The 19645-nt window shown below is 63.9% G+C and carries 17 protein-coding genes, 1 pseudogene and 1 other annotated feature; of the genes and pseudogenes, 6 read left to right on the top strand and 12 right to left on the bottom strand.

The window, feature by feature from the left end:
• Nucleotides 1-132: 132 nt before the first annotated feature.
• Entirely contained in the window at nt 133-852 is a 720-nt protein-coding gene (locus tag EZJ19_RS16105) for a ComEA family DNA-binding protein (protein ID WP_206199447.1), read from the bottom strand.
• A gap of 220 nt (nt 853-1072) precedes the next feature.
• Nucleotides 1073-1540: a peroxiredoxin gene (locus EZJ19_RS15055; protein WP_131449042.1), complete on the bottom strand. Its 468-nt coding sequence runs from the start codon at nt 1538-1540 to the stop codon at nt 1073-1075.
• A 117-nt stretch (nt 1541-1657) separates the two neighbouring features.
• Between EZJ19_RS15055 and EZJ19_RS15060 the strand changes: the two genes are divergently transcribed.
• On the top strand, nt 1658-1864 hold the full coding sequence (locus EZJ19_RS15060) for a hypothetical protein (protein WP_131449044.1): 207 nt from the start codon (nt 1658-1660) through the stop codon (nt 1862-1864).
• A gap of 16 nt (nt 1865-1880) precedes the next feature.
• Nucleotides 1881-2750, top strand: a complete 870-nt coding sequence (locus EZJ19_RS15065) for a hypothetical protein (protein WP_206199448.1) — start codon at nt 1881-1883, stop codon at nt 2748-2750.
• Between the two features lie 48 nt (nt 2751-2798).
• Here the strand turns inward: EZJ19_RS15065 and EZJ19_RS15070 are convergent, their stop codons facing one another.
• Both EZJ19_RS15070 and EZJ19_RS15075 read right to left on the bottom strand, forming a co-directional pair.
• A complete protein-coding gene (locus EZJ19_RS15070; RefSeq protein ID WP_131449046.1) occupies nt 2799-4118 on the bottom strand; it encodes a M18 family aminopeptidase in 1320 nt (439 codons plus the stop codon).
• Nucleotides 4119-4231: 113 nt separating this feature from the next.
• Entirely contained in the window at nt 4232-4612 is a 381-nt protein-coding gene (locus tag EZJ19_RS15075) for a hypothetical protein (protein ID WP_131449048.1), read from the bottom strand.
• A gap of 170 nt (nt 4613-4782) precedes the next feature.
• On the opposite strand from EZJ19_RS15075, the gene EZJ19_RS15080 reads away from it, so the two are divergent.
• The 3 genes from EZJ19_RS15080 to EZJ19_RS15090 all read left to right on the top strand — a co-directional run bounded on the left by EZJ19_RS15080 (nt 4783) and on the right by EZJ19_RS15090 (nt 6802).
• A complete protein-coding gene (locus EZJ19_RS15080; RefSeq protein ID WP_131449050.1) occupies nt 4783-5859 on the top strand; it encodes a thioredoxin family protein in 1077 nt (358 codons plus the stop codon).
• Between the two features lie 66 nt (nt 5860-5925).
• Nucleotides 5926-6480 (top strand): hypothetical protein, encoded by a 555-nt coding sequence (locus EZJ19_RS15085; protein WP_131449052.1) that lies wholly within the window; start codon nt 5926-5928, stop codon nt 6478-6480.
• Nucleotides 6481-6499: 19 nt separating this feature from the next.
• Nucleotides 6500-6802: a hypothetical protein gene (locus EZJ19_RS15090; RefSeq protein WP_131449054.1), complete on the top strand. Its 303-nt coding sequence runs from the start codon at nt 6500-6502 to the stop codon at nt 6800-6802.
• 227 nt (nt 6803-7029) lie between these two features.
• On the opposite strand, the gene EZJ19_RS15095 is transcribed toward EZJ19_RS15090, so the two are convergent.
• The 4 genes from EZJ19_RS15095 to EZJ19_RS15110 all read right to left on the bottom strand — a co-directional run bounded on the left by EZJ19_RS15095 (nt 7030) and on the right by EZJ19_RS15110 (nt 10743).
• Nucleotides 7030-7725 carry a P-loop NTPase family protein gene (locus EZJ19_RS15095; RefSeq protein WP_131449056.1) on the bottom strand — a complete coding sequence of 232 codons (696 nt, stop codon included), beginning with the start codon at nt 7723-7725 and terminating at the stop codon, nt 7030-7032.
• A gap of 496 nt (nt 7726-8221) precedes the next feature.
• Nucleotides 8222-8644: a hypothetical protein gene (locus tag EZJ19_RS15100; protein ID WP_131449058.1), complete on the bottom strand. Its 423-nt coding sequence runs from the start codon at nt 8642-8644 to the stop codon at nt 8222-8224.
• Nucleotides 8645-8932: 288 nt separating this feature from the next.
• Complete coding sequence (locus EZJ19_RS15105; protein ID WP_131445861.1) at nt 8933-10009, bottom strand: IS5 family transposase; 1077 nt, start codon at nt 10007-10009, stop codon at nt 8933-8935.
• Between the two features lie 92 nt (nt 10010-10101).
• Complete coding sequence (locus EZJ19_RS15110; RefSeq protein WP_131449060.1) at nt 10102-10743, bottom strand: hypothetical protein; 642 nt, start codon at nt 10741-10743, stop codon at nt 10102-10104.
• A gap of 360 nt (nt 10744-11103) precedes the next feature.
• Between EZJ19_RS15110 and EZJ19_RS15115 the strand changes: the two genes are divergently transcribed.
• Nucleotides 11104-12120: a hypothetical protein gene (locus tag EZJ19_RS15115; protein WP_131449062.1), complete on the top strand. Its 1017-nt coding sequence runs from the start codon at nt 11104-11106 to the stop codon at nt 12118-12120.
• A 170-nt stretch (nt 12121-12290) separates the two neighbouring features.
• Here EZJ19_RS15115 and EZJ19_RS15120 read toward each other — a convergent pair.
• The 4 genes and pseudogenes from EZJ19_RS15120 to EZJ19_RS15135 all read right to left on the bottom strand — a co-directional run bounded on the left by EZJ19_RS15120 (nt 12291) and on the right by EZJ19_RS15135 (nt 19483).
• A protein-coding gene (locus EZJ19_RS15120) for an IS3 family transposase (RefSeq protein ID WP_131444734.1) occupies nt 12291-13528 on the bottom strand; the annotation gives its coding sequence in 2 pieces (ribosomal slippage) (nt 12291-13231 and nt 13231-13528; 1239 coding nt in all).
• Nucleotides 13125-13241: a sequence feature (AL1L pseudoknot), on the bottom strand. It overlaps the preceding gene by 117 nt.
• Before the next feature lie 534 nt (nt 13529-14062).
• A pseudogene (locus EZJ19_RS15125) lies at nt 14063-15225 on the bottom strand (ribonucleotide-diphosphate reductase subunit beta).
• A gap of 196 nt (nt 15226-15421) precedes the next feature.
• Nucleotides 15422-16489 carry a tetratricopeptide repeat protein gene (locus tag EZJ19_RS15130; RefSeq protein WP_131449064.1) on the bottom strand — a complete coding sequence of 356 codons (1068 nt, stop codon included), beginning with the start codon at nt 16487-16489 and terminating at the stop codon, nt 15422-15424.
• Nucleotides 16490-16612: 123 nt separating this feature from the next.
• Nucleotides 16613-19483, bottom strand: coding sequence for a ribonucleoside-diphosphate reductase subunit alpha (locus EZJ19_RS15135; RefSeq protein ID WP_131449066.1), 2871 nt, complete (start codon nt 19481-19483; stop codon nt 16613-16615).
• Nucleotides 19484-19645 lie beyond the last annotated feature (162 nt).

Raw genomic sequence — 19645 nt, forward strand, 5'->3', positions numbered from 1 at the left:
ACACCGCTGCCGGACGACCGGGCATCCCGGCCGCGGCGGCATCGGGTCCAATATACCGAAGCCGGTCCGTGCCTGGCTAGCCGTGCCGTCCGCCCCGCGCGGGCGGGGCGGACGGCACGGCCGTTTACCGCGTCACAGGCGGACGAACTTGCGCAGCTTGTCGAGCAGCTTGGGTCCCATGCCCTTGATGTTCAGCAGTTCTTCGAACGAGGCGAACGGCCGCGACGCGACGATGGTCTCGGCCAGCTTCACGGACACGCCCTTGAGCGCGGCGATGTCGCCCAGGCTGGCCTGGTTGAGGGAGACCGCCCGGTTGTCCGGCTTCGCCTTCGCGGCCGGCTTGGCCGGCTCGGGCTGGATCGCCGGTGCCTCGGCGCGGGGTTCCGGTGCGGCCTTGTCCTTGGCGCTGAAGCTGACGTTGATCACGTTGTCCACCTTGCCCTGGACGACCGGTTTGCGGCTGACCACGTCGGGCTGTGAGAAGTTGACGTGGTCGCGCGTGACGTAGCCGGCGCCGGTCCATTCGCGCAGCATCAGGGTGAGGTACCAGGTGCCCGGTCCGGGTTCGTCGAAGAGCAGGTCGTAACGGCAGTCGGCGAGGAAGTGCTGCCCGAACAACTCGCCTATCCGGGTGCCCGCCACCGCCACGCCGCTGAAGTCGCCGCCCCGGTAGGGTTGGGGCAGGGCCCACAGCTCGATGGCGACGGTGCCGCTGATGTCGCCGGCCGCGCGGTTGTTGGCGATCTCCGAGGCGGTGATGACGACGCGGTCGCCCTGGATCGCATAGCCGTTGGTTCCGGTCAGGGCCAGCGCGTGGGTTTCGGAAAGGTCGGGTTGCGTGGCATACATCATTGTCGATCTCCTGAGTCGCTTGAATGCCGGTCGGGAGGGGGTGCCCGGCGGCCTTCCGGGTCCGGCCCGGACGCCCCTCTTGGGAACGCCCTGCGGCCGCGGCAGACCCGTCCGCGTGTGGCGAGAGCGGATTTGTTACCCAACGGATTAACCCCGGTCATCGTTTCATACAAGTGCGCATGCCGGCGCCGCCGGCCCCGGCAATGCGTCCGCCCGTCGCTCAGGCCAGTCGGCGCACGCGTTCCAGCATGGCCGCGGCATGGCCCTCGGCGCTGACGCCGTAGAGCGCCTCGACCAGCCGGCCCTGCTTGTCGATGAGGAAGGTGGAACGCACGATGCCCATCTTCTTCTCGCCGTTCTTCTCCTTCTCCTGCCAGACGCCATAGCGCCGGCTGAGCGTGCCGTCGGTGTCGGCGAGGAGGTCGACGGCGAGGCCGAACTTGGCGATGAAGGCCTGGTGGCTGGCGCAGGAATCCCGGCTGACGCCGATGACCACGGTGTCGGCCGCGGCGAAGTCGCCCGCCAGGGCGGTGAACTGGTTGGCCTCGATGGTGCAGCCCGGCGTGTCGTCCTTGGGGTAGAAGTACAGCAGCACGTTCCGGGAGGCGCGGAAATCGGCGAGGCTGACCGGCGTGCCGTCCTGGTTCGGCGAGGTGAAGTCGGGGGCCTGGGTGTTCGGCTGGAGCATGGCGGTTCCTCGGTCGTGGCGGATGGAATGGCGGAGAGACGCGGACAGGCTGGATAATACCCGACGAAATAGCTAAGTTATGTCCGCGTCTTTGTCCCCGCCCGGAGCCCACCCCGCATGAACACGCCCCCCGACAACCTGCCCGACTGGGCCGCTTGGCTCGCCCAGGATGCCGACGGCGCCTGGTGGTGCTACGAGGCCGAGCCCAACCAGCACGACACCGGCTGGTACGAGAACGAGGTCGGGCGGCTCGCCAAGGCCGGCCAGGGCGCGCCGAACCCGGGCTGGCGCGCGTCGCTGGTGCGCCTGCCGGCGGCCGGCTAGGCGGACCCGGGGCGTCGTGATTCCGGAACCCATCCAGCCGGACGGCCGCCCGGCGTCGCTGCGCCGGGCCTTCCTCGTCGCGCTCGTCCTGTCGCTGGCCGTGCACGCCGGCGTGCTGGTGCCCTGGCTGGTCCAGGTGGCGCCGGCCACGGTGCCGGAGATGCGGGTCGAGCTGGTGCCGCCGCCGCCGCCCGGGAAGAAGCCGGTCCGCGAAAAGGGCGTCGAGCGTCCGCCCCGGCCGGCGCACGTGCCGGCGTCCCCAGCCCCGGCCACGCCGCCGGCCGACCTGGCCGAGGCCGTCCCGGTGCCGCCGAGCCCGGCCCGGAAGCCCGCTGCGATGGCCGCGCCAGCGGCACCGAGCGCCGAGGAGTGGCAACTGGCCTCGACCTACAAGCTGAAGAACAGCAAGCGCTACCGGCATGCCTGGGGGCGGCAGGTGCGCAGCATGATGGGGACGGCGGTCGAGGGTCCCGACCAGGGGCTGGTCCGGTTCCGCATCGAGATCGCGCCGGACGGCAGGCTCGCCCGGGTCGAGGAACTCTGGTCCACCTCCGAGGCGGCGTCGAAGCTGGCCTGGCAGGCGATCCGCTCCCTGCCGGCGCTGCCGCCCACGCCGACCGGCAAGCCGCTGGTGTTCGAGCAGACCATCGCCTTCCTGCCCTATGAGACCGGCTGGCCGCCCAGCTATGTGCTGGACTGCTTGCCCGAACGGGCGCCGTTCAAGAACCCGTTCGCCTGGAACGCCTCCTCGTCTCCCCAGCCGGCGGTACCCGAGCATCGTCCGCCGCCGCCCGAAGGGTGCCCGCCCGATTCCACGGCGGAGTCCATCGAGGAGGAGGAACGGTCGATGCAACGCCAGATGGACCAATGGCGCTGGGGACGCTAGGCCGGTCGCGGCGTTCGCGCCTGGCCGGGCCGGCGGGCGGGGGCGGGCTCAGCCGCCGAACAGTGCCTGGAGGGCGCCGATCATGTAGGCCTGGTCGTGGGCGCCGGCGCTTTCGCGCACGCTGTGCATGGCCCACATGGCCGAGCCGACGTCGACGCCGGGGATGCCGAGCCCGGCCGCCAGGATCGGGCCGATGGTCGAGCCGCAGGCGAGGTCGGAGCGGTGTGCATATTGCTGGCAGGGCACAGAGGCCTGCTCGCACAGGCCCATGAAACGGGCGGCCGTACCGGCGTGGGTGGTGTAGCGCTGGCCGACGTGGGTCTTGATCACCGGGCCGCCGTTCACCATCACCTTGTGGCCCGGCTCGTAGGCGTTCGGGAAGTTGGGCTGGTAGGCGTGCGCCGCGTCGGCACTGACGAAGAAGCTGGCCGCCATGGCGCGGTGGCGGTCCTCGCCGTCCAGCCCGGCGCTCAGGCACAGGCGGTTGAGGACATCGGCGGCGAAGCTGCCGCCGGCGCCGGTCGGGCTGCCGCTGCCCACCTCCTCGTGGTCGAACAGCGCCGCGACGCAGGTCGGGACGGGCGCATCGGTGGCACACAGGGCTTGCAGCGCGGCGTGGCAGGAGGCCAGGTTGTCGATCCGGCCGGAGGCGATGAATTCGCCGGCCGCGCCCCAGAGCGCGGCCTTCTGCACGTCGTAGGCGGCCAGGTCCCAGCCGAGGATGTCGCGGGCATCGGCCTGCGCGGCATCGGCCAGCAACTCGCGCAGGCGCGCCTCGGCGTCCTGCCCCTCGGCGGCCAGGCCGAGCAGCAGCGGCAACTCGTTCTGGCGGTTGAACTTCAGGCCCTGTTCGTTGACCTCGCGGTTCATGTGGATGGCGAGGTTGGGCAGGCGCAGCAGCGCTTGCTCGAAGCGCACCAGGCGCGCCGTGGCGCCGTCGGCGCTGCGCACCATCACCCGGCCGGCCAGGCTCAGGTCGCGGTCGGCGAAGGTGGCCAGGATCGGTCCGCCATAGACCTCCACCGCCAGGCGCCAGAGGCCGTCGCCGACCAGGCCCGGGCGCGGCTTCAGGCGTAGGCCGGGCGAATCGGTGTGGGCGCCGACGATGCGGAAGCCCGCTTCGGCCAGGGCGCCGGTGCCGACCACGAAGGCGATCAGGGAGGACTCGCCGCGGCTGACGTAGTAGCGACCGCCGGGCGCCAGTTGCCAGCGCGCCGTTTCCTCCAGGCGCTGGAAGCCGGCCGCGCGCAGGCGGGTTTCCGAGGTCGCCACCGCGTGCCAGGGCGTCGGGCTGGCGTCGAGGTAGTCGAGCAGGTCGCTAACGGGGTTCGCGGGGTCGCGATCGGACGGGGCGGAGGGCAGCGGCATGGGGCAATCGCATCGGGCGGGGATTACAGCTTACCGAGGCCGGCGGCGGCCGGAAAGCCGCGATACGGCGGCCGGGGCCACTTGCCCGGCGTACGAACCGCCGTGCGGCGGGGTCATCCGGCCGCCCGCAGCGCCGCGCGCATGTCCGCTTCGCCGATCGGGTAGGTCAGCACGGCATGCACCGGGAACAGTTCCAGCAGCTTGTCGACATGCGCCGCCTCGCTGGGCTGCATGACGATGATCAGGCGCGCCCGCGGCGCCACCGCCTGGAGGGTGCGCAGGGTGACGTCCAGGTTGGAGACGTTCGCGCCGGCATAGTTGTTGCCCCAGCCGTAGACGAACTCGCCCACGAAGAAATCGGGGACCCGTTGCTTCAACGCGCGGTGCAGGTTGCGGGCCGTGTCGAAGCGTTCCATCTCGATCCCGAGTTCCGCGTAGAGGTCCGGGAAGCGGCAGGCCAAGGGGGAACCGACCAGGGAATAGAGGAGGCTCATGGCGTGGCGGCGGGCGGTGAAGACCCCGGCATTTTGATGCCGGCCGCCCCGTGTTTCAAAGCCATGGACCGGGCGGGGGCAGGCTACCGCCCGGTCCAGTGCCGGCCGGTAGCGCAAGATTCGGCGATGCACGTATTCTTGTAGGCCACTTCACTGCTTACGCCACCGCAATGCAGTCACTGGGCCTACACTTACGCACCGCCGCAATCGCGATCGCCGCGCTGCTGTGTCCATACGCCGCCGCCGCGGAGACGCCGGTCGAGGATTCCTATTCGTTCGTCGACCTGCCGACCGACTACCAGGACAACCATCCGGACTGGTTCAAGCAGAGTTTCAACAACCTGCCCGAGGATCTCGCCGATACGCTGGCGGCCGGCAAGCAGGGCCTGATCGTCTATTTCGGCCAGAGCCATTGCCCGTATTGCCAGGCCGCCATGAAGGACAACCTGTCCAAGGGCGATCTGGTGCATTACCTGCGTGCCCACTTCGACGTGGTGGGGCTGAACACGCACAGCACCGAGCCGATCACCGGCATGGACGGCGCGACCATGCCGATCAACGAATTCGCGATCGCCCAGAAGGCGCAGCTCACGCCGACGCTGCTGTTCTACGTCGAAGGCCGCAAGCTGGCCCTGAAGCTGGTCGGCTACTACCCGCCCTACAAGATGCGCGCGGCGCTCGAATATGTCGCCGACGGCCACTACAAGACCAAGAGCTTCGCCGAGTACCTGGAACAGGCCGATCCGCCCCCGCTGTTCGCCGACGAAGCGTTGAACCCCGACCCGATCTTCACCCCGCCGCCGTACGCGCTCGACCGGAGCCGTTTCGCGGCCAACAAGCCGCTGCTGGTGATCTTCGAGCAGCCGCGTTGCCACGCCTGCGACGTCCTCCACACCGAGCCGCTGCAAAACCCCCTCGTGCGCGAGCGCCTGCAAGCCTTCGAGGTGGTGCAACTCAACGTCTGGGACGACGCGACGCCGGTGCTGACCCCGGACGGCCGGCGCCTGACGGCACGCAAGTGGGCGCACGATCTCGAATTGTTCTACGCGCCGACGCTGATTCTGTTCGACGAACACGGCAAGGAGGTCATGCGCATCGAGTCGGTGGTGCAGTTCTTCCGGCTGGCCAACGTGCTGCGCTACGTGGCCGACAAGGCGTATTTGAAATATCCGCTGTTCCAGTTGTGGAACCGGGATCATGCGGGTGAGGAAGTGGGGTTGCAGCGGGCGGCGGGCGTGGACAAGTGAAAGTGGTTGGCCGTTACCTGGGCGGTCTCTTGTTACGCTGACCAAGCGATTGAGGGGAGTGACGAGATGAGCCAATCCGTTTTCACGACTGTTTACCGGTATTGGAATTGGATCGGCATCCCGGTGCTGCTGGTCGCAGCAGTGGTGTTGTGGCTAACGATCACGGATCTGATCGCGGTGGTCAAGCGGTCCTACCTTTTCAGCGTGCCCTTGGCATCGAGACAGGATATCCAGTTTGCCGAGCCCGGTCGCGTCACACTGAGTATGGAGGGACCGCGATTCACGACGCGCTTTGGCAATGCGAATTTCGAGCTGCGCGACGCGGCAGGTGTTGTGGTCGCCGGGCGGCCCTCGCTGATGCGGTTGAGGTCGAGTGGAATGACCACCGTGAGGATGGAACTGCTCAGTTTCGACATCCCGAGACCAGGGCGGTACACGCTCGACATCACGGGACTCGGCGAGCCACGGGAGGGGGACGACAAGCATGCGGTCGTCTTCCAGCGGCCGGCGCTGGCGCCGATCATCATCCACGTCGTGGGGATCGTGCTGTCGGCGGGCCTATTCATCACGAGCCTGGTCTTCTTCATCCTCAGGCTCAACGAGGCGGGTTGGTCTTCATAAGACCATGACTGGCGGGATCATGATGCGTTGTAGCCAATGCGGCAGGGAATTCACCGACGCGGAGCAGGTAGCCTGCATCTCAGGCCGCATCTTCGGCGACGAGTGCACGGACTGTTATTACTGGTGCGAGGCCTGTGGCGTGTATTCCTTGCGGATGTACCGTGACGTGTTCGCCGGCCCGGAGTTGGAAAAAGACTGCGAACCAATTTCGAAGACCGAGGGGGACCGGAGGATCGAACTGATCCACCGCTGCCCGAATCCCGGCGACGAGAGATGCCGCTGCGAGGCACATCGCGAATACTTCGGTGAGTGGCTCGACTGACCACCTGGAATGATGCCGCCGCAGCCTGCGGCAGGGGCTCCGGAGTCTGGTTGGGCAGGGTGTAGAGAAGGTTTCCGACGCCTTGCCGTTGGGTTGGCAAATCTGCGCTTGGCTACAAGCCGGTCTGGCCCAAACCAAAAGAATCTGGGCCAGATGTTGTCACTACGCACACGAAGGTTGCCATTTACGGTTGCTTCGCGAAGCCGCCCTACGCCGGCTGATCCTATTCAGACCAGGACGAAATCGAGGTTGCCATACGCCTTCTTCAGCCAAACCTTGATGCGTTGGCGTTCAAGCAAACCGAGGCTCGCCGGGCCCCTGCCGGCATTGTTGATCGCGGCCCAGAAGCTCAGGCTCTGACCGTCGATCTTCTGCATGGTCGTATCCGCAAGACGGGGAAAATCGATCATCTTGGCATCGTAGGCCGCCGCATCCGAACGCAGGCCGGATGCCTCGAAAAGATCGAAAGTCTCGCCGCGGACATGATTGAGGACGATGACCAGGTCGAGTCGGCCGCCGAATTGGTCCAGCAACCGGCGCAGCAGGTCGACCGAGTCCTGGCCGGAATCCATGACGTGCCAATACTTCAAGCCGATGCCCGTTTCGCCGCTCAAGTCGAGCAGGTCAGAGTCTTCCATCCAGCGGGCAAGGAACTGATGCGTCTGCGCGGCGAGGTCGACCACGATGTTTCGATCGGGCTGTTCGAAGGCGCTTTCGATAATGTCGTCCAGGCTTTCGTACCGGTCGATGACGGTGGGTGATGTGTAGTCCGCATAGAAACGCAGCATGGAACCGTGCGAGCGGTCCGTGTCGAACCCCAGCAACGGGAGCTGGTGGTCGATCAGGTACTGGGCCAGGACTCGGGAAACCAGCGATTTGCCGACGCCGCCTTTTTCACCACCAATGAAATGTACATTGCTCATGTCGATTGTTCCTGAAAGATCATACGATTAGCATGATCTCGATCATGCGTCTGAAGGGGCACGAAGAAGGTCGGCCCCCAGAAAAATCTGGGCCAGATGTCAGCCCTGCGAATTGTCGAAGGCGCAACAACTTTGCCAGATCTTTTGCATCGAAAAATCAATAGCTTGCATCCAGTTTTGGCAACATAAACCAGATGATTTTATGGCCTGAATCCAGATTTGCCCCTGCTGCGGACACCTAAGCTCAGATTTGCCGATATTGCGGTGGAACAAGCTATTTCCAGATTTGGATAATTGCACATTTTGGCTATCTCCAGATTCGCATGCATGATTTTCGACGTCCAGCGGTTGCGGATTGGGGAAGCCGTCTGTGGAAGTCGACGGTCTAGCTGGACGCCTGGGAACAAAAAACCCGGGGAGCATGCCCGGGTGGATGGCGAATCTTAGAGAGTCTTACGGTGGACCACCGGGTTCCAGTGGTTTTCGCATCCGACTTCTACGGTGTGAGGACGGGGCGAGCAGAACCAGTTGGAGCGTAGTGCTGCAGCACCGGTGCGCTTCGCGGATACAGGCGGACCTTCTGGGGTCCAGTACCCAACTGCGTCACTTCAGACAGTTGCCCCATCTTCGTCAGGTTCGGACACAGCCAGCGACGACGTTTGAGGTCATCGCCAATCGATGACGCCGAGCCGGCTTCGCTCCAGATGGCGCGAATGCGGTCGAGATCCTGGCAGTGAATGAGCTTTTGACCAGGGTAGGAATGGCACTGAACGATCCCCGTCGTGATCCATGTCTTTCGGAACTGCGCCTCCGTCTGTCCTAGCTTCCGCGCCGCCTCGCTGAGCAAAACATAGTTGCGGCCGAGTTGCTGTTTGAGGCTGAGGACTGCGTCCCGGCTAAACACCTGGTGACGGGACACGAATGCGGGTGGTGTGATCCACCCGTTACGTACGACCTCGCGTAATTGCCGCAAGGAAATCCTTTGTTCTCGCTTCGGTAGAGGCCACCAACCAGTGTTTAGACCCGCTTGAAGGCGTCTACTGAACTCGGGGTGCCCCTCTAGCAGGATGGTGAGAAACCCGTGAATCCTCCCCGATTTTTGTCTTCCGCTCGTTTTTTTCGGCGCCGGAAGCGCGCCGCCGCCCGTATTGCCAGGCGTTTTTGCCCTGTTCCCCCGCCGCTGGGTGTACGGCAGGCGGACTTATCCTTACGCTGCCTTCGGCCACATCAGGTTGAGCATCCGGGTCAGGTTGTAGGCGGCGAAGGCCAGAAGCGCTTGGCCAGAGAGCTTCGCCAGGCCTTTGTGGCGTGTCTTGCGCAACCCGCCCACGGTCTTGATCCAGCCGAAGGCCTCCTCGATCATCTTGCGCCGCCGGAGGCTCAGGGCGTACCCCTTGCCACGTGCGGTGCGACCGTCGACGGCGCTGCCCACTGTCTTGCGCGCCACGTGAGCGCGGATGCCCAGGCGCTCGATACCGCTCACGAATTCCTCGGTGTCATAGCCCTTATCGGCCCCCACCGTAGCGCCTTGCTTCACGCTGCGCCGGATCATCTTCTTCGCCGCCTCCCATTCGGCCCGACCGTTGGCCTGGGTGGTCTCGACGTCAACGATCAGGCCGTTGCGGTTCTCGGACAGTGCGTGCGTCATGTAGCGCAACTTCGCCTCGGTGAACTCGCCTTTCTTGTACAACCGGGATTCGGGGTCGGTGGTGCTGGCATGGGTCTTGTTGCTGCGCGCCTCGCCCTTGAAGTCGACTTCGGGATTGCGTCCGGACGGGCGGTCCGGGCCGTCGCCGTCCTTGCGCACGAAGCTCTTGTGGCCGGCCCAGGCCTCGATCAGGCTGCCGTCGACGCTGAAGTGCTCGTCGGAGACGAGCCCCTGCCACTCGGCCAGGCGGAGCACCCGCTCGAAGAACTCCCGGGCCATCTCGGTCGACAGCAGGCGGTCGCGGTTGATGCTGAACACGGTGCGGTCCCAGACTGCATCGTCGATGCCGAGGCCCACGAACCAGCGGAACAGCAGGTTGTAATCGAGTTGCTCCATCAGCAGCCGTTCGCTGCGGATCGTGAACAGCACCTGCAACAGCAATGCGCGCAGCAAGTGCTCAGGGGGGATGGAGGGGCGGCCGGTGTGCGAATAGCAACCATCGAACACGCCGCTCATATTGCCGAGGACGGCATCGACCAGGGCGCGCAGGCGGCGCAGCGGGTGGTCGGACGGCACGCGCGCGTCCAGACTGACATAGCTGAACATCGACGCTTGGAGGGATTCTTGGCCACGCATGGATCGGGAGTGGAAATTAGAATGCCGAGATCAGGCCGTAGTGTGACAAAAACCCAAGCTCAGACAAGGGCTTGGGGTTTCTCACCATCCTGCTAGAGGCCCTGTGCCTCCTCCAAATCGTGCAATAAGCTGTGTTTGAACTGGTCGAATACGATCCAGCAGTTGAATTTCTTATCCCAGTATCCACGACCGCGGCACAAAGGCTCGACGATCTGCCGGGTCTGCAAACTCGGGCGGTGGAACACCTTGATGTTTCGGTATGGCAATTCTCGGACCCAAACGGTCTTGTCGCCGATGAAATATGTCCACTCACCCCTAAGGCTTGGCGTATCCAATTGGACCGTAGGCTCAGGCGTCATTTCGTCCATCTGTTGTGGAGCAGGCAAAGTAGCCGCCTCAACGATCCACGAGCGCCGAAGAGGATCACACAAGACCAACTGCGCGAGTGTCTCCCAGGTGGTGTGCTTCCCGGCACAATCCTGAAGATCGATTTCCACGGAAGGAAGATTCAGGCCCCGTAAGTAGGCCGCCTTTTCTTGTGGGACACGGTGAAATACGGCGATTTCGACCACGAGGGTGTAGTCGGGCGCTTGGGCGAAGCAGTCCGCAACGATATGGTGTGCACCGTCGATGGTCTCTACTAGATGCTCCACGCACACCTCACTGAACACCGATAGGGTGGATGTGTCAGGCATGGCATCAAACAAGGTCGGCGCTGGCAGTTTGATCAACATCGAATCGGCTACCAACTGCTTTGCCGCAGCGTGCAGGGCTGTCTCCGAACAACTAGACGTTTCCAAGCGCCCGCTGTGGGCAAAATGATGCGTCCGCCTTCTGCCATGGTTCTTCGCGATCAGGGGGGTCCGGCAGTATGGGCACCAGCATTCACAGCCTATGCCATTGGGTACTTCATCGACGTGGACTATCTTCCCGTCCGGACCACACGCAAAAACAAGCAATTTCCCATTACCTTTTGACATGGCGCGCCCTCCATTGGGTTAAACACGGGTTCCAACGTAGGCTTGACTGGGACTGGTTAACAGTCGGATTCTGTCAAAATACAGTTTGTGTCTGATCAGAACACGAGAAGAATCATGGGGTTGGGAAATTCATCGGATGACGGCAATGGTGGCGAGCTGTTGCAGGCCGCTCAGTGCTTGCAAGCGTATTTGAAACATCATGGCGAACTGGGAAAGCCATTTGAAATCTTGACCGCACTTGCTGACCTGACGGTTGAGCGGTTGGGGAGGGGCCAGGAACCGCGACTCACCGCGCTCAATATCCTGGTACAGGTTGAGGGCAGGGATGATCGAGGGAAGAACCCCAGCAGCTGGATTAGCCAATCCTGGGGCAAGCTTGTTGAAGAGAAGCTACCGGAACGGGAAACTGGCCTTCGTCAGTTTGCCGAACAGCACGGATTGAGCTGTTACCCCTGGCCTGCGAAGGAAAAGAGCCCCGGAGGTGCGGGGAATACATCGCACTATTTCCTGGAACTACGACCGTTAGGTCCGCAGCCCTTTGTGCAGATTCCTCCGGCCCCTGGCGATACCCAAAGGATTCAGTACATCCAGGAACTGACCCCCAAACCAGCCTGGTGGGCTAGATGGTTATTGGTAGGGGGTTACGCTTTGGCCGGATGGCGATTGTGGCTTTTCCTGGCCTATGCCGGTTTGGTGGCAGTTGCAACGGCTGGGGTTGTGATTCTTATCTGGCTGATCATTAGCTACTCGCCTAGCACAACGCCGTTAAGAACGCTGTTTATGCTCATCGCGGCTGCTGGGATGGCTCTGTGGCTAGGTTGGTCAGCGCTAAGGCCATTCGTACGTGCGCTCGACTGGGGCATTACCACAGCACCAAACCTACTTGTCGCATTCTCGGAACGAAGTGTTCAGTTGGAGGTGCATCGGGAGCAGGGCACGTCACGCGGCGGTCCGAAAGTGCTTCGACTCGTCCGCTATGCCAGCACCTGTAGCATCTGCGGCGGCCATGTCGAGGTTGTAGACGGTAAGCGGGAGTTCCCCGATCGACTCGTCGGTCGTTGCCAGGAGTGTCCCGCGGAACACGTGTACAGCTTTGACCGAGTGACACGGTCCGGTAGGTGCCTGCGTTGACAAGGAACGAGCACACCAACCTACCTGTCCTCAGAACATTCATTCAGACTAGATCGATCGTGCTGCCCGCTCTTCGGCCTTTGCTGACATCGACCACTTGGAGTTTGTTGGGCAGGAATGCTTCGGTGACCTGAACCGCCCCGGGTTCTGTGGAGGCTGATTGGTTTAAGTTAAGAGGCTTCCACGGTGGTGTCGGCGAGCCGACGGTAGTAGTTTGCCTCAGCCTCGGCCGGCGGGATATAGCCGATCGATTCAAGTAACCGGTGGTTGTTGAACCAGGCTACCCATTCGAGGGTGGCGAGTTCAACCGCTTCCCGACTCTTCCAGGGTGCCCGACGGTGGATCAGTTCCGCCTTGTACAGGCCGTTGATGGTCTCGGCCAGGGCGTTGTCGTAGCTGTCGCCACGGCTACCCACTGAGGGTTCGATCCCGGCCTCGGCGAGCCGCTCGGTGTAGCGAATGGAGACGTACTGCGAGCCCCGGTCGGAGTGGTGCACCAAGGCATCGGCTCGTTCCGGTTGCCGGGCGTACAGCGCCTGCTCCAAGGCATCTAGGACGAAGTCCGTGCGCATCGAATGACTGACCCGCCAACCCACGATGCGTCGGGCGAACACATCGATGACGAAGGCCACATACAACCAGCCTTGCCAGGTCGAGACGTAGGTGAAGTCCGATACCCACAGCTGATTCGGACGGTCCGCCTTGAACTGCCGGTTGACCCGGTCAAGCGGGCACGGGGCCGCATGGTCGGGAATTGTGGTGCGCATGACCTTGCCGCGCCGCACGCCTGCCAGTCCCAGCCGCCTCATCAGGCGCTCGACCGTGCAGCGGGCGACCTGGATGCCTTCGCGGTTCAGTTGGCGCCAGACCTTGTCGGCCCCATAGACCTGCATGTTGGCGTGCCAGACGCGCTGGATTTCGGGGATCAATTCAGCATCGCGCTGGGCCCGAGCCGAAAGCAGGCGGGGGTCGCGTTGCTGCGCCGTATGGCGCCGATACCCGGACGGGGCAATCCGCAAGACCTTGCAGATCGGCTCGACCCCGTAGACCTCTCGGTGCCGGTCGATGAAGTCGATCAGGACTTGAGTCGGCGGTCGAGCTCCGCCTGGGCGAAAAACGCGCTCGCCAGCTTGAGAATCTCGTTGGCCTTGCGCAGCTCCTTGTTCTCGCGCTCCAGGGCCTTGAGGCGTTCGCGCTCATCGGTTGTGACGCCATCGCGCAGGCCGGTATCGATCTCGTGCTTCTTGACCCATTCGTGCAACGTCTGCGGAACGCAGCCGATCTTCGGGGCAATCGATTCGATGGCCGCCCACAGCGAGGGATACTCGCCACGGTGTTCCTGCACCAGGCGGACGGCCCGCTCACGGACTTCAGGGGAATACTGCGGAGTGGGTTTCTTGCTCTTCATGGCTTCATTCTCTCAAGAGATGAAGCCTCCTCAAAACCCGGGGCGGTTCATAGACGTTTTGGCATGGAAGCCAGATGGGGCCGTATTGGCCATTGAGTGCAAACGCCTAAAGGCCTCAAGAACCATCGCAGAGATTGCACTGACCTGTGAGCGGTTTCGTGGCAATGTTGGCGACCGCTTATACAAACATATTCGCCGAGAGGCATGGATACAGGGCAATCTAAACAGGCTGGCAAGGTTTACCAAGTTGGAGCCATCAGCGGTTCATGTTCGCTACCCAATGGTCGTCAGCAGACCGGTGCCCTTTAAGTATCTACAAGGATTGCCAGTTCCATCGTCGGAAATAGTCAATGTTGGGGCACTGCCAGAATACGCAGCTCTTGAACCCTCCAATGCTCCCATCGGGTCCCACTGAGTCCCAGAATCTCGCCGAGTTGGTGAAATATTGGTGAAATGACGGAAAAATGAGCATTTTTGAGCCGGATGAAGCGCTTTTTTTGCATGTAATATCCGCGCTTCATCCTCCCAAAATCGTCAATCCCAGGACAGCGCGCCCCCCGTTTGGTACTCGGTGACGCGGGTTTCGAAAAAGTTCTTTTCCTTTTTCAAATCAATCATTTCCGCCATCCATGGGAACGGGTTGTTGGCGCCCTGGAAGAGCTCATCCAGGCCGATTTGGGTGGCCCGACGGTTGGCAATAAACCTTAAGTATTCCTTGAATTGCGGGGCGTTCAGGCCCAGCACGCCGCGCGGCATGGTGTCCTCGGCGTAGGCGTATTCCAGCTCCACCGCCTTCATGAAGATGGCCTTCAGCTCGGCCTTGAAGTCGTTGGTCCACAGGCCGGGGTTTTCCAGCTTGATCTGGTTGATCATGTCGATGCCGAAATTGCAGTGCATGGACTCGTCGCGCAGGATGTACTGGTATTGCTCGGCGGCGCCGGTCATCTTGTTCTGCCGGCCCATGGCCAGGATCTGCACGAAGCCGACGTAGAAGAACAGGCCTTCCATCAGGCAGGCGAAGGCGATCAGCGACTTCAGGAAGGTCTGGTCGTTCTGCGGCGTGCCGGTCCGGAAGTCGGGGTCGGCCAGGACGTCGATGAAGGGCAGCAGGAATTCGTCCTTGGCGCGGATGGACGGAATCTCGTGGTAGGCGTTGAAGATTTCGCCCTCGTCCAGGCCCAGGCTCTCGACGATGTATTGGTAGGCGTGGGTGTGGATGGCCTCCTCGAAGGCCTGGCGCAGCATGTACTGGCGGCATTCGGGGCGGTGATCTGGCGGTAGGTGCCGAGCACGATGTTGTTGGCGGCCAGGCTGTCGGCGGTGACGAAGAAGCCCAGGTTGCGCTTGACGATCAGGCGCTCGTCCTCGGTGAGGGCGTTGGCGTCCTTCCATTGGGCGATGTCGCGGCTCATGTTCACTTCCTGCGGCATCCAGTGGTTGGCGCAGGCGGCCAGGTACTTTTCCCAGGCCCATTTGTATTTGAACGGCACCAGCTGGTTGACGTCGGTGCTGGCGTTGATGATGCGCTTGTCCTCGGCGCGCACGCGGCGGAATTTCTGGTCCGCCGGCGCGGCGACCGGGGTGGGACTCGGGTTCGCAGCCGCGCCGACGCCGAAGGATGTGAAGGCGGGGTCGAAGCCCTGGAGGGCGGGCTGCGGACGCGGGGCGGCGGGGATGTCGTCTTCGAAGTTCAGCATAGGGTCTCCTTCGGTCTGGTTTTATGGCCGTGGTGTCGGCGGGTGGTTCGTCGGGCGGGCATCGCTCAGGCAACCCCTGAGAAGCCCGAATAGCTGTCGGCGCTCGGGTCCATGGTCAGACCGTAGTCGTCCTGGCCCTTGAAGGTGAAGTTGATGTGGGAGGGGTCGATGGTGGCCGTGCCGTCGGCGTTCTGGCTCAGCTTGAACAGGATGGTCGCGGAATGGTCGGTGCGGTTGTAGTAGACCGCCAGGGGGTCTGGGCGATGGTCGCCTCGGTGTCGGGCACCGCGATGCCGTTGTTGTAGGCGGCGCCGGGGGCCGTGCCGGTGGCGCGCGTGATGGTCCAGTTGAGCTCGTTCTCGACCGAGGCGGCGTCCATGGTCTTGCTGAACATGATGGTCACGGACAGGACCTTCTCGCTGTCCGCCTGGCTCAGGTAGGAACTCAGGGTGCTGACCTTGGTGCCCGGGCTCAGTGAGGTGAGGAACTGCGGGAAGATGTCGCTGGTGTAGGCCGCCACCATCTTGGGCTGCGACTTCTCGTAGATGTATTCGGACAGGCTGTCGGCCAGGCTGGAGTCGTTGCTTTCCAGCGTGCTGAGGACGTCCTTGGCGCCGCTGGCGTCGCCGCTGTCGAACAGGGTGTAGCCGAGTTCGGCATAGGCGTCCCAGTAGTCGCTCTGGATGCTGATGGCGTCCGCGAAGGCGCGGGTGGCGTCGTCGTAGCGGCCCAGCTTGGCGTAGGCGAGGCCCATGCCGTACTTGCCGTAGGGCTCGGTCGGGCTGCTCTGCTGGACCAGCTCGAACTGGCGCAGGGCCTGGTCGGTGAGGCCGACCGCCATGTAGCCCTGGCCGAGCGAATAGCGGTTGGCGGAACTCGGGTTGATGTTGACCGCCTTCTCGTATTCCGCCCGGGCGTCGTCCAGGCGGTCCATGGTGGTGTACAGGTTGCCGAGCGAGACGTGGGTGGCGTCGCGGGTCGGCGAGGCGGTGATGGAGTCCTTGTAGATCGCGACCGCCGACTGGTAGTCGCCCAGTTCCATGTAGGAGGTGGCGATGTAGTCGTAGGCGCTGATGGCGGAATCGGCCGTCGGCGCCATGGCCACCGCCTGCTTGAGGGTCTGGATGGCCTGGCTGTAGTTGCCGTCGCTGTATTCGGTCAGGCCCTTTTCCAGGTAGCTGAGGGCGTACTGCTCCCGCTGCGAGTTCTGGCTGGCGTAGGTCGGGAACAGGTTGTCCACGGAAAAGTTGAACAGGTCGACCATCTCTCTACTCCCGGGCGTGCGCCGCCGTTGCCTCGATACTATCCATGTTAGCCGCCCGCGGCCCGGTTGCCGGCCGGGTTTCCGGGCACGACGGCAGGCCGTGGGCGGACATGGCGCGGGCCTTTACTGGCAAGCCTCGCATTCCTCGAAGCCGGGGTCGCCGGGACGCAGGGTGCAGGCCTTGCCGACGATCTCGGGCTCGGGCAGGTTGGCCGCGGCGGCGTGCTGGCCGGCGCCGCCGCCGGCACTGACTGCGTTCAGTTCGCCGCCCTTGCCGGTGGACTTCTCGGCGTGGGTGGCGCCCAGGGCGCGCAGGTAGTAGGTGGTCTTGAGGCCGCGGATCCAGGCCAGCTTGTAGGTCTCGTCGAGCTTCTTGCCGCTGGCGCCGTGGAAGTAGAGGTTCAGGCTTTGGGCCTGGTCGATCCACTTCTGGCGCCGGGCGCCGGCCTCGATCAGCCACACCGGGTCGATCTCGAAGGCGGTGGCGTACAGGCTGCGCAGCTCGGCCGGGATGCGGTCGATGCGGGCCAGGCTGCCGTCGAAGTACTTGATGTCGCCGACCATGACCTCGTCCCACAGGTTCATGGCCTTGAGGTCGCGCACCAGGTACTGGTTGACCACCGTGAACTCGCCCGACAGGTTCGATTTCACGAACAGGTTCTGGTAGGTCGGCTCGATGCTGGCGGAGACGCCGACGATGTTGGCGATGGTGGCGGTGGGGGCGATGGCCAGGCAGTTGGAGTTGCGCATGCCGACGCTCTGGATGCGGCTACGCAGCAGGTCCCAGTCCAGGGTGGCGCTATAGTCGGCCTCCAGGTAGCCGCCGCGCTCCTCGGCCAGCTTATTCAGGGAGTCCTGGGGCAGGATGCCCTGCGACCACAGGGAGCCGTTGAACGTGCTGTAGCGGCCGCGTTCCTCGGCCAGGTCGGTGGACGCCCAGTAGGCGTTGTAGGCCACCGCCTCCATGGCGCGGTCGGCGAATTCCACCGCCTCGGCGCTGGCGTAGGGGATGCGCAGCTTATGCAGGGCGTCCTGGAAGCCCATGATGCCCATGCCGACCGGACGGTGCTTCAGGTTGGAGTTGCGCGCCTTGCCGACGTTGTAGAAGTTGATGTCGATGACGTTGTCGAGCATGCGCATCGCCACCTTTATCGTACGGTGCAGCTTGTCGAAGTCCAGCCCGTTGGCGCCCAGGTGGTTGACCAGGTTCACCGAGCCCAGGTTGCACACGGCGATCTCGTTGTCGTTGGTGTGCAGGGTGATCTCGGTGCACAGGTTGGAGCTGTGCACGACGCCGACGTGGCGGTTGGTGTAGCGGACGTTGCACGCGTCCTTGAAGGTGATCCAGGGGTGGCCGGTCTCGAACAGCATCGAGAGCATCTTGCGCCACAGGGCCAAGGCCTGGACCTTCTTGAACACCTTGATCTCGCCGCGCGCGGCCTTCTCTTCGTAGCGGGTGTAGGCCGCCTCGAAGTCCTTGCCGACCAGGTCGTGCAGGTCCGGGCAGTCGGACGGCGAGAACAGGGTCCACTCCTGGTTTTCCATGACCCGCTTCATGAATAGGTCGGGCACCCAGTTGGAGGTGTTCATGTCGTGGGTGCGGCGGCGGTCGTCGCCGGTGTTCTTGCGCAGTTCGAGGAATTCCTCGATGTCCATGTGCCAGGTTTCCAGGAAGGCGCACACGGCGCCCTTGCGCTTGCCGCCCTGGTTGACCGCCACGGCGGTGTCGTTGGCCACCTTGAGGAAGGGCACGACGCCCTGCGACTTGCCGTTGGTGCCCTTGATGTAGGCGCCCAGGGAGCGCACGTTGCTCCAGTCGTTGCCGACGCCGCCGGCGTACTTCTGCAGCAGGGCGTTTTCCTTGATGCCCTGGTAGATGCCATCCAGGTCGTCCGGGATGGTGGTCAGGTAGCAGCTCGACAGCTGGCTGTGGCGGGTGCCGGAATTGAACAGGGTGGGCGTGCTGGACATGAAGTCGAAGCTGGACAGCACGTTGTAGAACTCGATGGCGCGTGCCTCGCGGTCGATCTCGTTGAGGGCCAGGCCCATGGCGACGCGCATGAAGAAGACCTGGGGCAGCTCGATGCGGCGGTCCTGGATGTGCAGGAAGTAGCGGTCGTACAGGGTCTGCAGGCCGAGGTACTGGAACTGGTTGTCGCGCCCGGCGTCCAGCGCCTTGCCCAGGCGCTCCAGGTCGTACTGGCCGAGGCGCTCGTCGAGCAGCTCGGCGGCGATGCCCTTGCGGATGTATTCGGGGAAGTAGTCGGCGTAGCGGGTGGCCATCTCGGCCTGGTTGACTTCCTCGCCCAGGACTTCGCGGCGGATGCTGTGCAGGAGCAGGCGGGCGGTGACCAGGGAGTAGTCGGGGTCGTTCTCGATCTGCGAACGGGCGGACAGGACCAGGGACTTGCGTACCTCCTCGCTGGGCACGCCGTCGTAGAGGTCGCGCAGGGTGGCCTGCAGGATGGCCTGCGGGTTGGCCTCCGGCAGGCCCTCGCAGGCGGCGCCGACCAGGGCGGACAGGCGGGCCAGGTCGATGGGCTTGCGCTCGCCGTTCTCGACGCAGTGCAGGGTGTGTGCCTCGGCCTGCTCCTGGCGCAGGCGGGCGCGCTCCTCGGCGCGCCGCTCGCGGTAGAGCACGTAGGCGCGGGCGACCTCGTGTTCGCCCGAGCGCATCAGGGCCAGCTCGACCTGGTCCTGGATGTCCTCGATGTGGAAGGTGCCGCCGTTCGGCTGCCGGCGCAGCAGGGCCTGGACCACGGCCTGGGTCAGGTTCTCCACCAACTCGCGGATGCGCGCCGAGGCGGCGGCCTGGCCGCCGCTCACGGCGATGAAGGCCTTGGTCATGGCGACCGCGATCTTGTTCGGCTCGAAGCCGACCACGGCGCCGTTGCGGCGGATGATCTGGTAGCCGACGTAGGCCGCGGCAGCGCCTTCGTCGGGCATGGTGGGGAGGGTGGGCTGGGCGGACATGTGTTCGGTGGAAAGCTGCATCCCTTGGTCTCCTTTGCGCGCAGTGCGCCGCGGAACAGGGTCACGGCGGCGCTTTATTGGTTGTCCTGGCTGGTTTTGTGGCACCCCCGCCGTTTATTAGAGAACACTAAATCTAGTGTCGGACGGGAATTGTGGCGCTAATTCTAGTGTCCGATCGGGTGC

The organism is Parasulfuritortus cantonensis (assembly GCF_004337445.1).
In the GTDB taxonomy this organism is placed as follows: domain Bacteria; phylum Pseudomonadota; class Gammaproteobacteria; order Burkholderiales; family Thiobacillaceae; genus Parasulfuritortus; species Parasulfuritortus cantonensis.

What these genes read in the sequence shown, in the direction of transcription:
- EZJ19_RS16105 (WP_206199447.1), bottom strand. Translation starts at nt 852, where the DNA reads ATGATGTATGCCACGCAACCCGACCTTTCCGAAACCCACGCGCTGGCC.
- EZJ19_RS15090 (WP_131449054.1), top strand. Translation starts at nt 6,500, where the DNA reads ATGATGCGTTGTAGCCAATGCGGCAGGGAATTCACCGACGCGGAGCAG.
- EZJ19_RS15070 (WP_131449046.1), bottom strand. Translation starts at nt 4,118, where the DNA reads ATGCCGCTGCCCTCCGCCCCGTCCGATCGCGACCCCGCGAACCCCGTT.
- EZJ19_RS15115 (WP_131449062.1), top strand. Translation starts at nt 11,104, where the DNA reads ATGGGGTTGGGAAATTCATCGGATGACGGCAATGGTGGCGAGCTGTTG.
- EZJ19_RS15085 (WP_131449052.1), top strand. Translation starts at nt 5,926, where the DNA reads ATGAGCCAATCCGTTTTCACGACTGTTTACCGGTATTGGAATTGGATC.
- EZJ19_RS15110 (WP_131449060.1), bottom strand. Translation starts at nt 10,743, where the DNA reads ATGTTGATCAAACTGCCAGCGCCGACCTTGTTTGATGCCATGCCTGAC.
- EZJ19_RS15130 (WP_131449064.1), bottom strand. Translation starts at nt 16,489, where the DNA reads ATGGTCGACCTGTTCAACTTTTCCGTGGACAACCTGTTCCCGACCTAC.
- EZJ19_RS15075 (WP_131449048.1), bottom strand. Translation starts at nt 4,612, where the DNA reads ATGAGCCTCCTCTATTCCCTGGTCGGTTCCCCCTTGGCCTGCCGCTTC.
- EZJ19_RS15080 (WP_131449050.1), top strand. Translation starts at nt 4,783, where the DNA reads ATGCAGTCACTGGGCCTACACTTACGCACCGCCGCAATCGCGATCGCC.
- EZJ19_RS15135 (WP_131449066.1), bottom strand. Translation starts at nt 19,483, where the DNA reads ATGCAGCTTTCCACCGAACACATGTCCGCCCAGCCCACCCTCCCCACC.
- EZJ19_RS15055 (WP_131449042.1), bottom strand. Translation starts at nt 1,540, where the DNA reads ATGCTCCAGCCGAACACCCAGGCCCCCGACTTCACCTCGCCGAACCAG.
- EZJ19_RS15105 (WP_131445861.1), bottom strand. Translation starts at nt 10,009, where the DNA reads ATGCGTGGCCAAGAATCCCTCCAAGCGTCGATGTTCAGCTATGTCAGT.
- EZJ19_RS15095 (WP_131449056.1), bottom strand. Translation starts at nt 7,725, where the DNA reads ATGAGCAATGTACATTTCATTGGTGGTGAAAAAGGCGGCGTCGGCAAA.
- EZJ19_RS15060 (WP_131449044.1), top strand. Translation starts at nt 1,658, where the DNA reads ATGAACACGCCCCCCGACAACCTGCCCGACTGGGCCGCTTGGCTCGCC.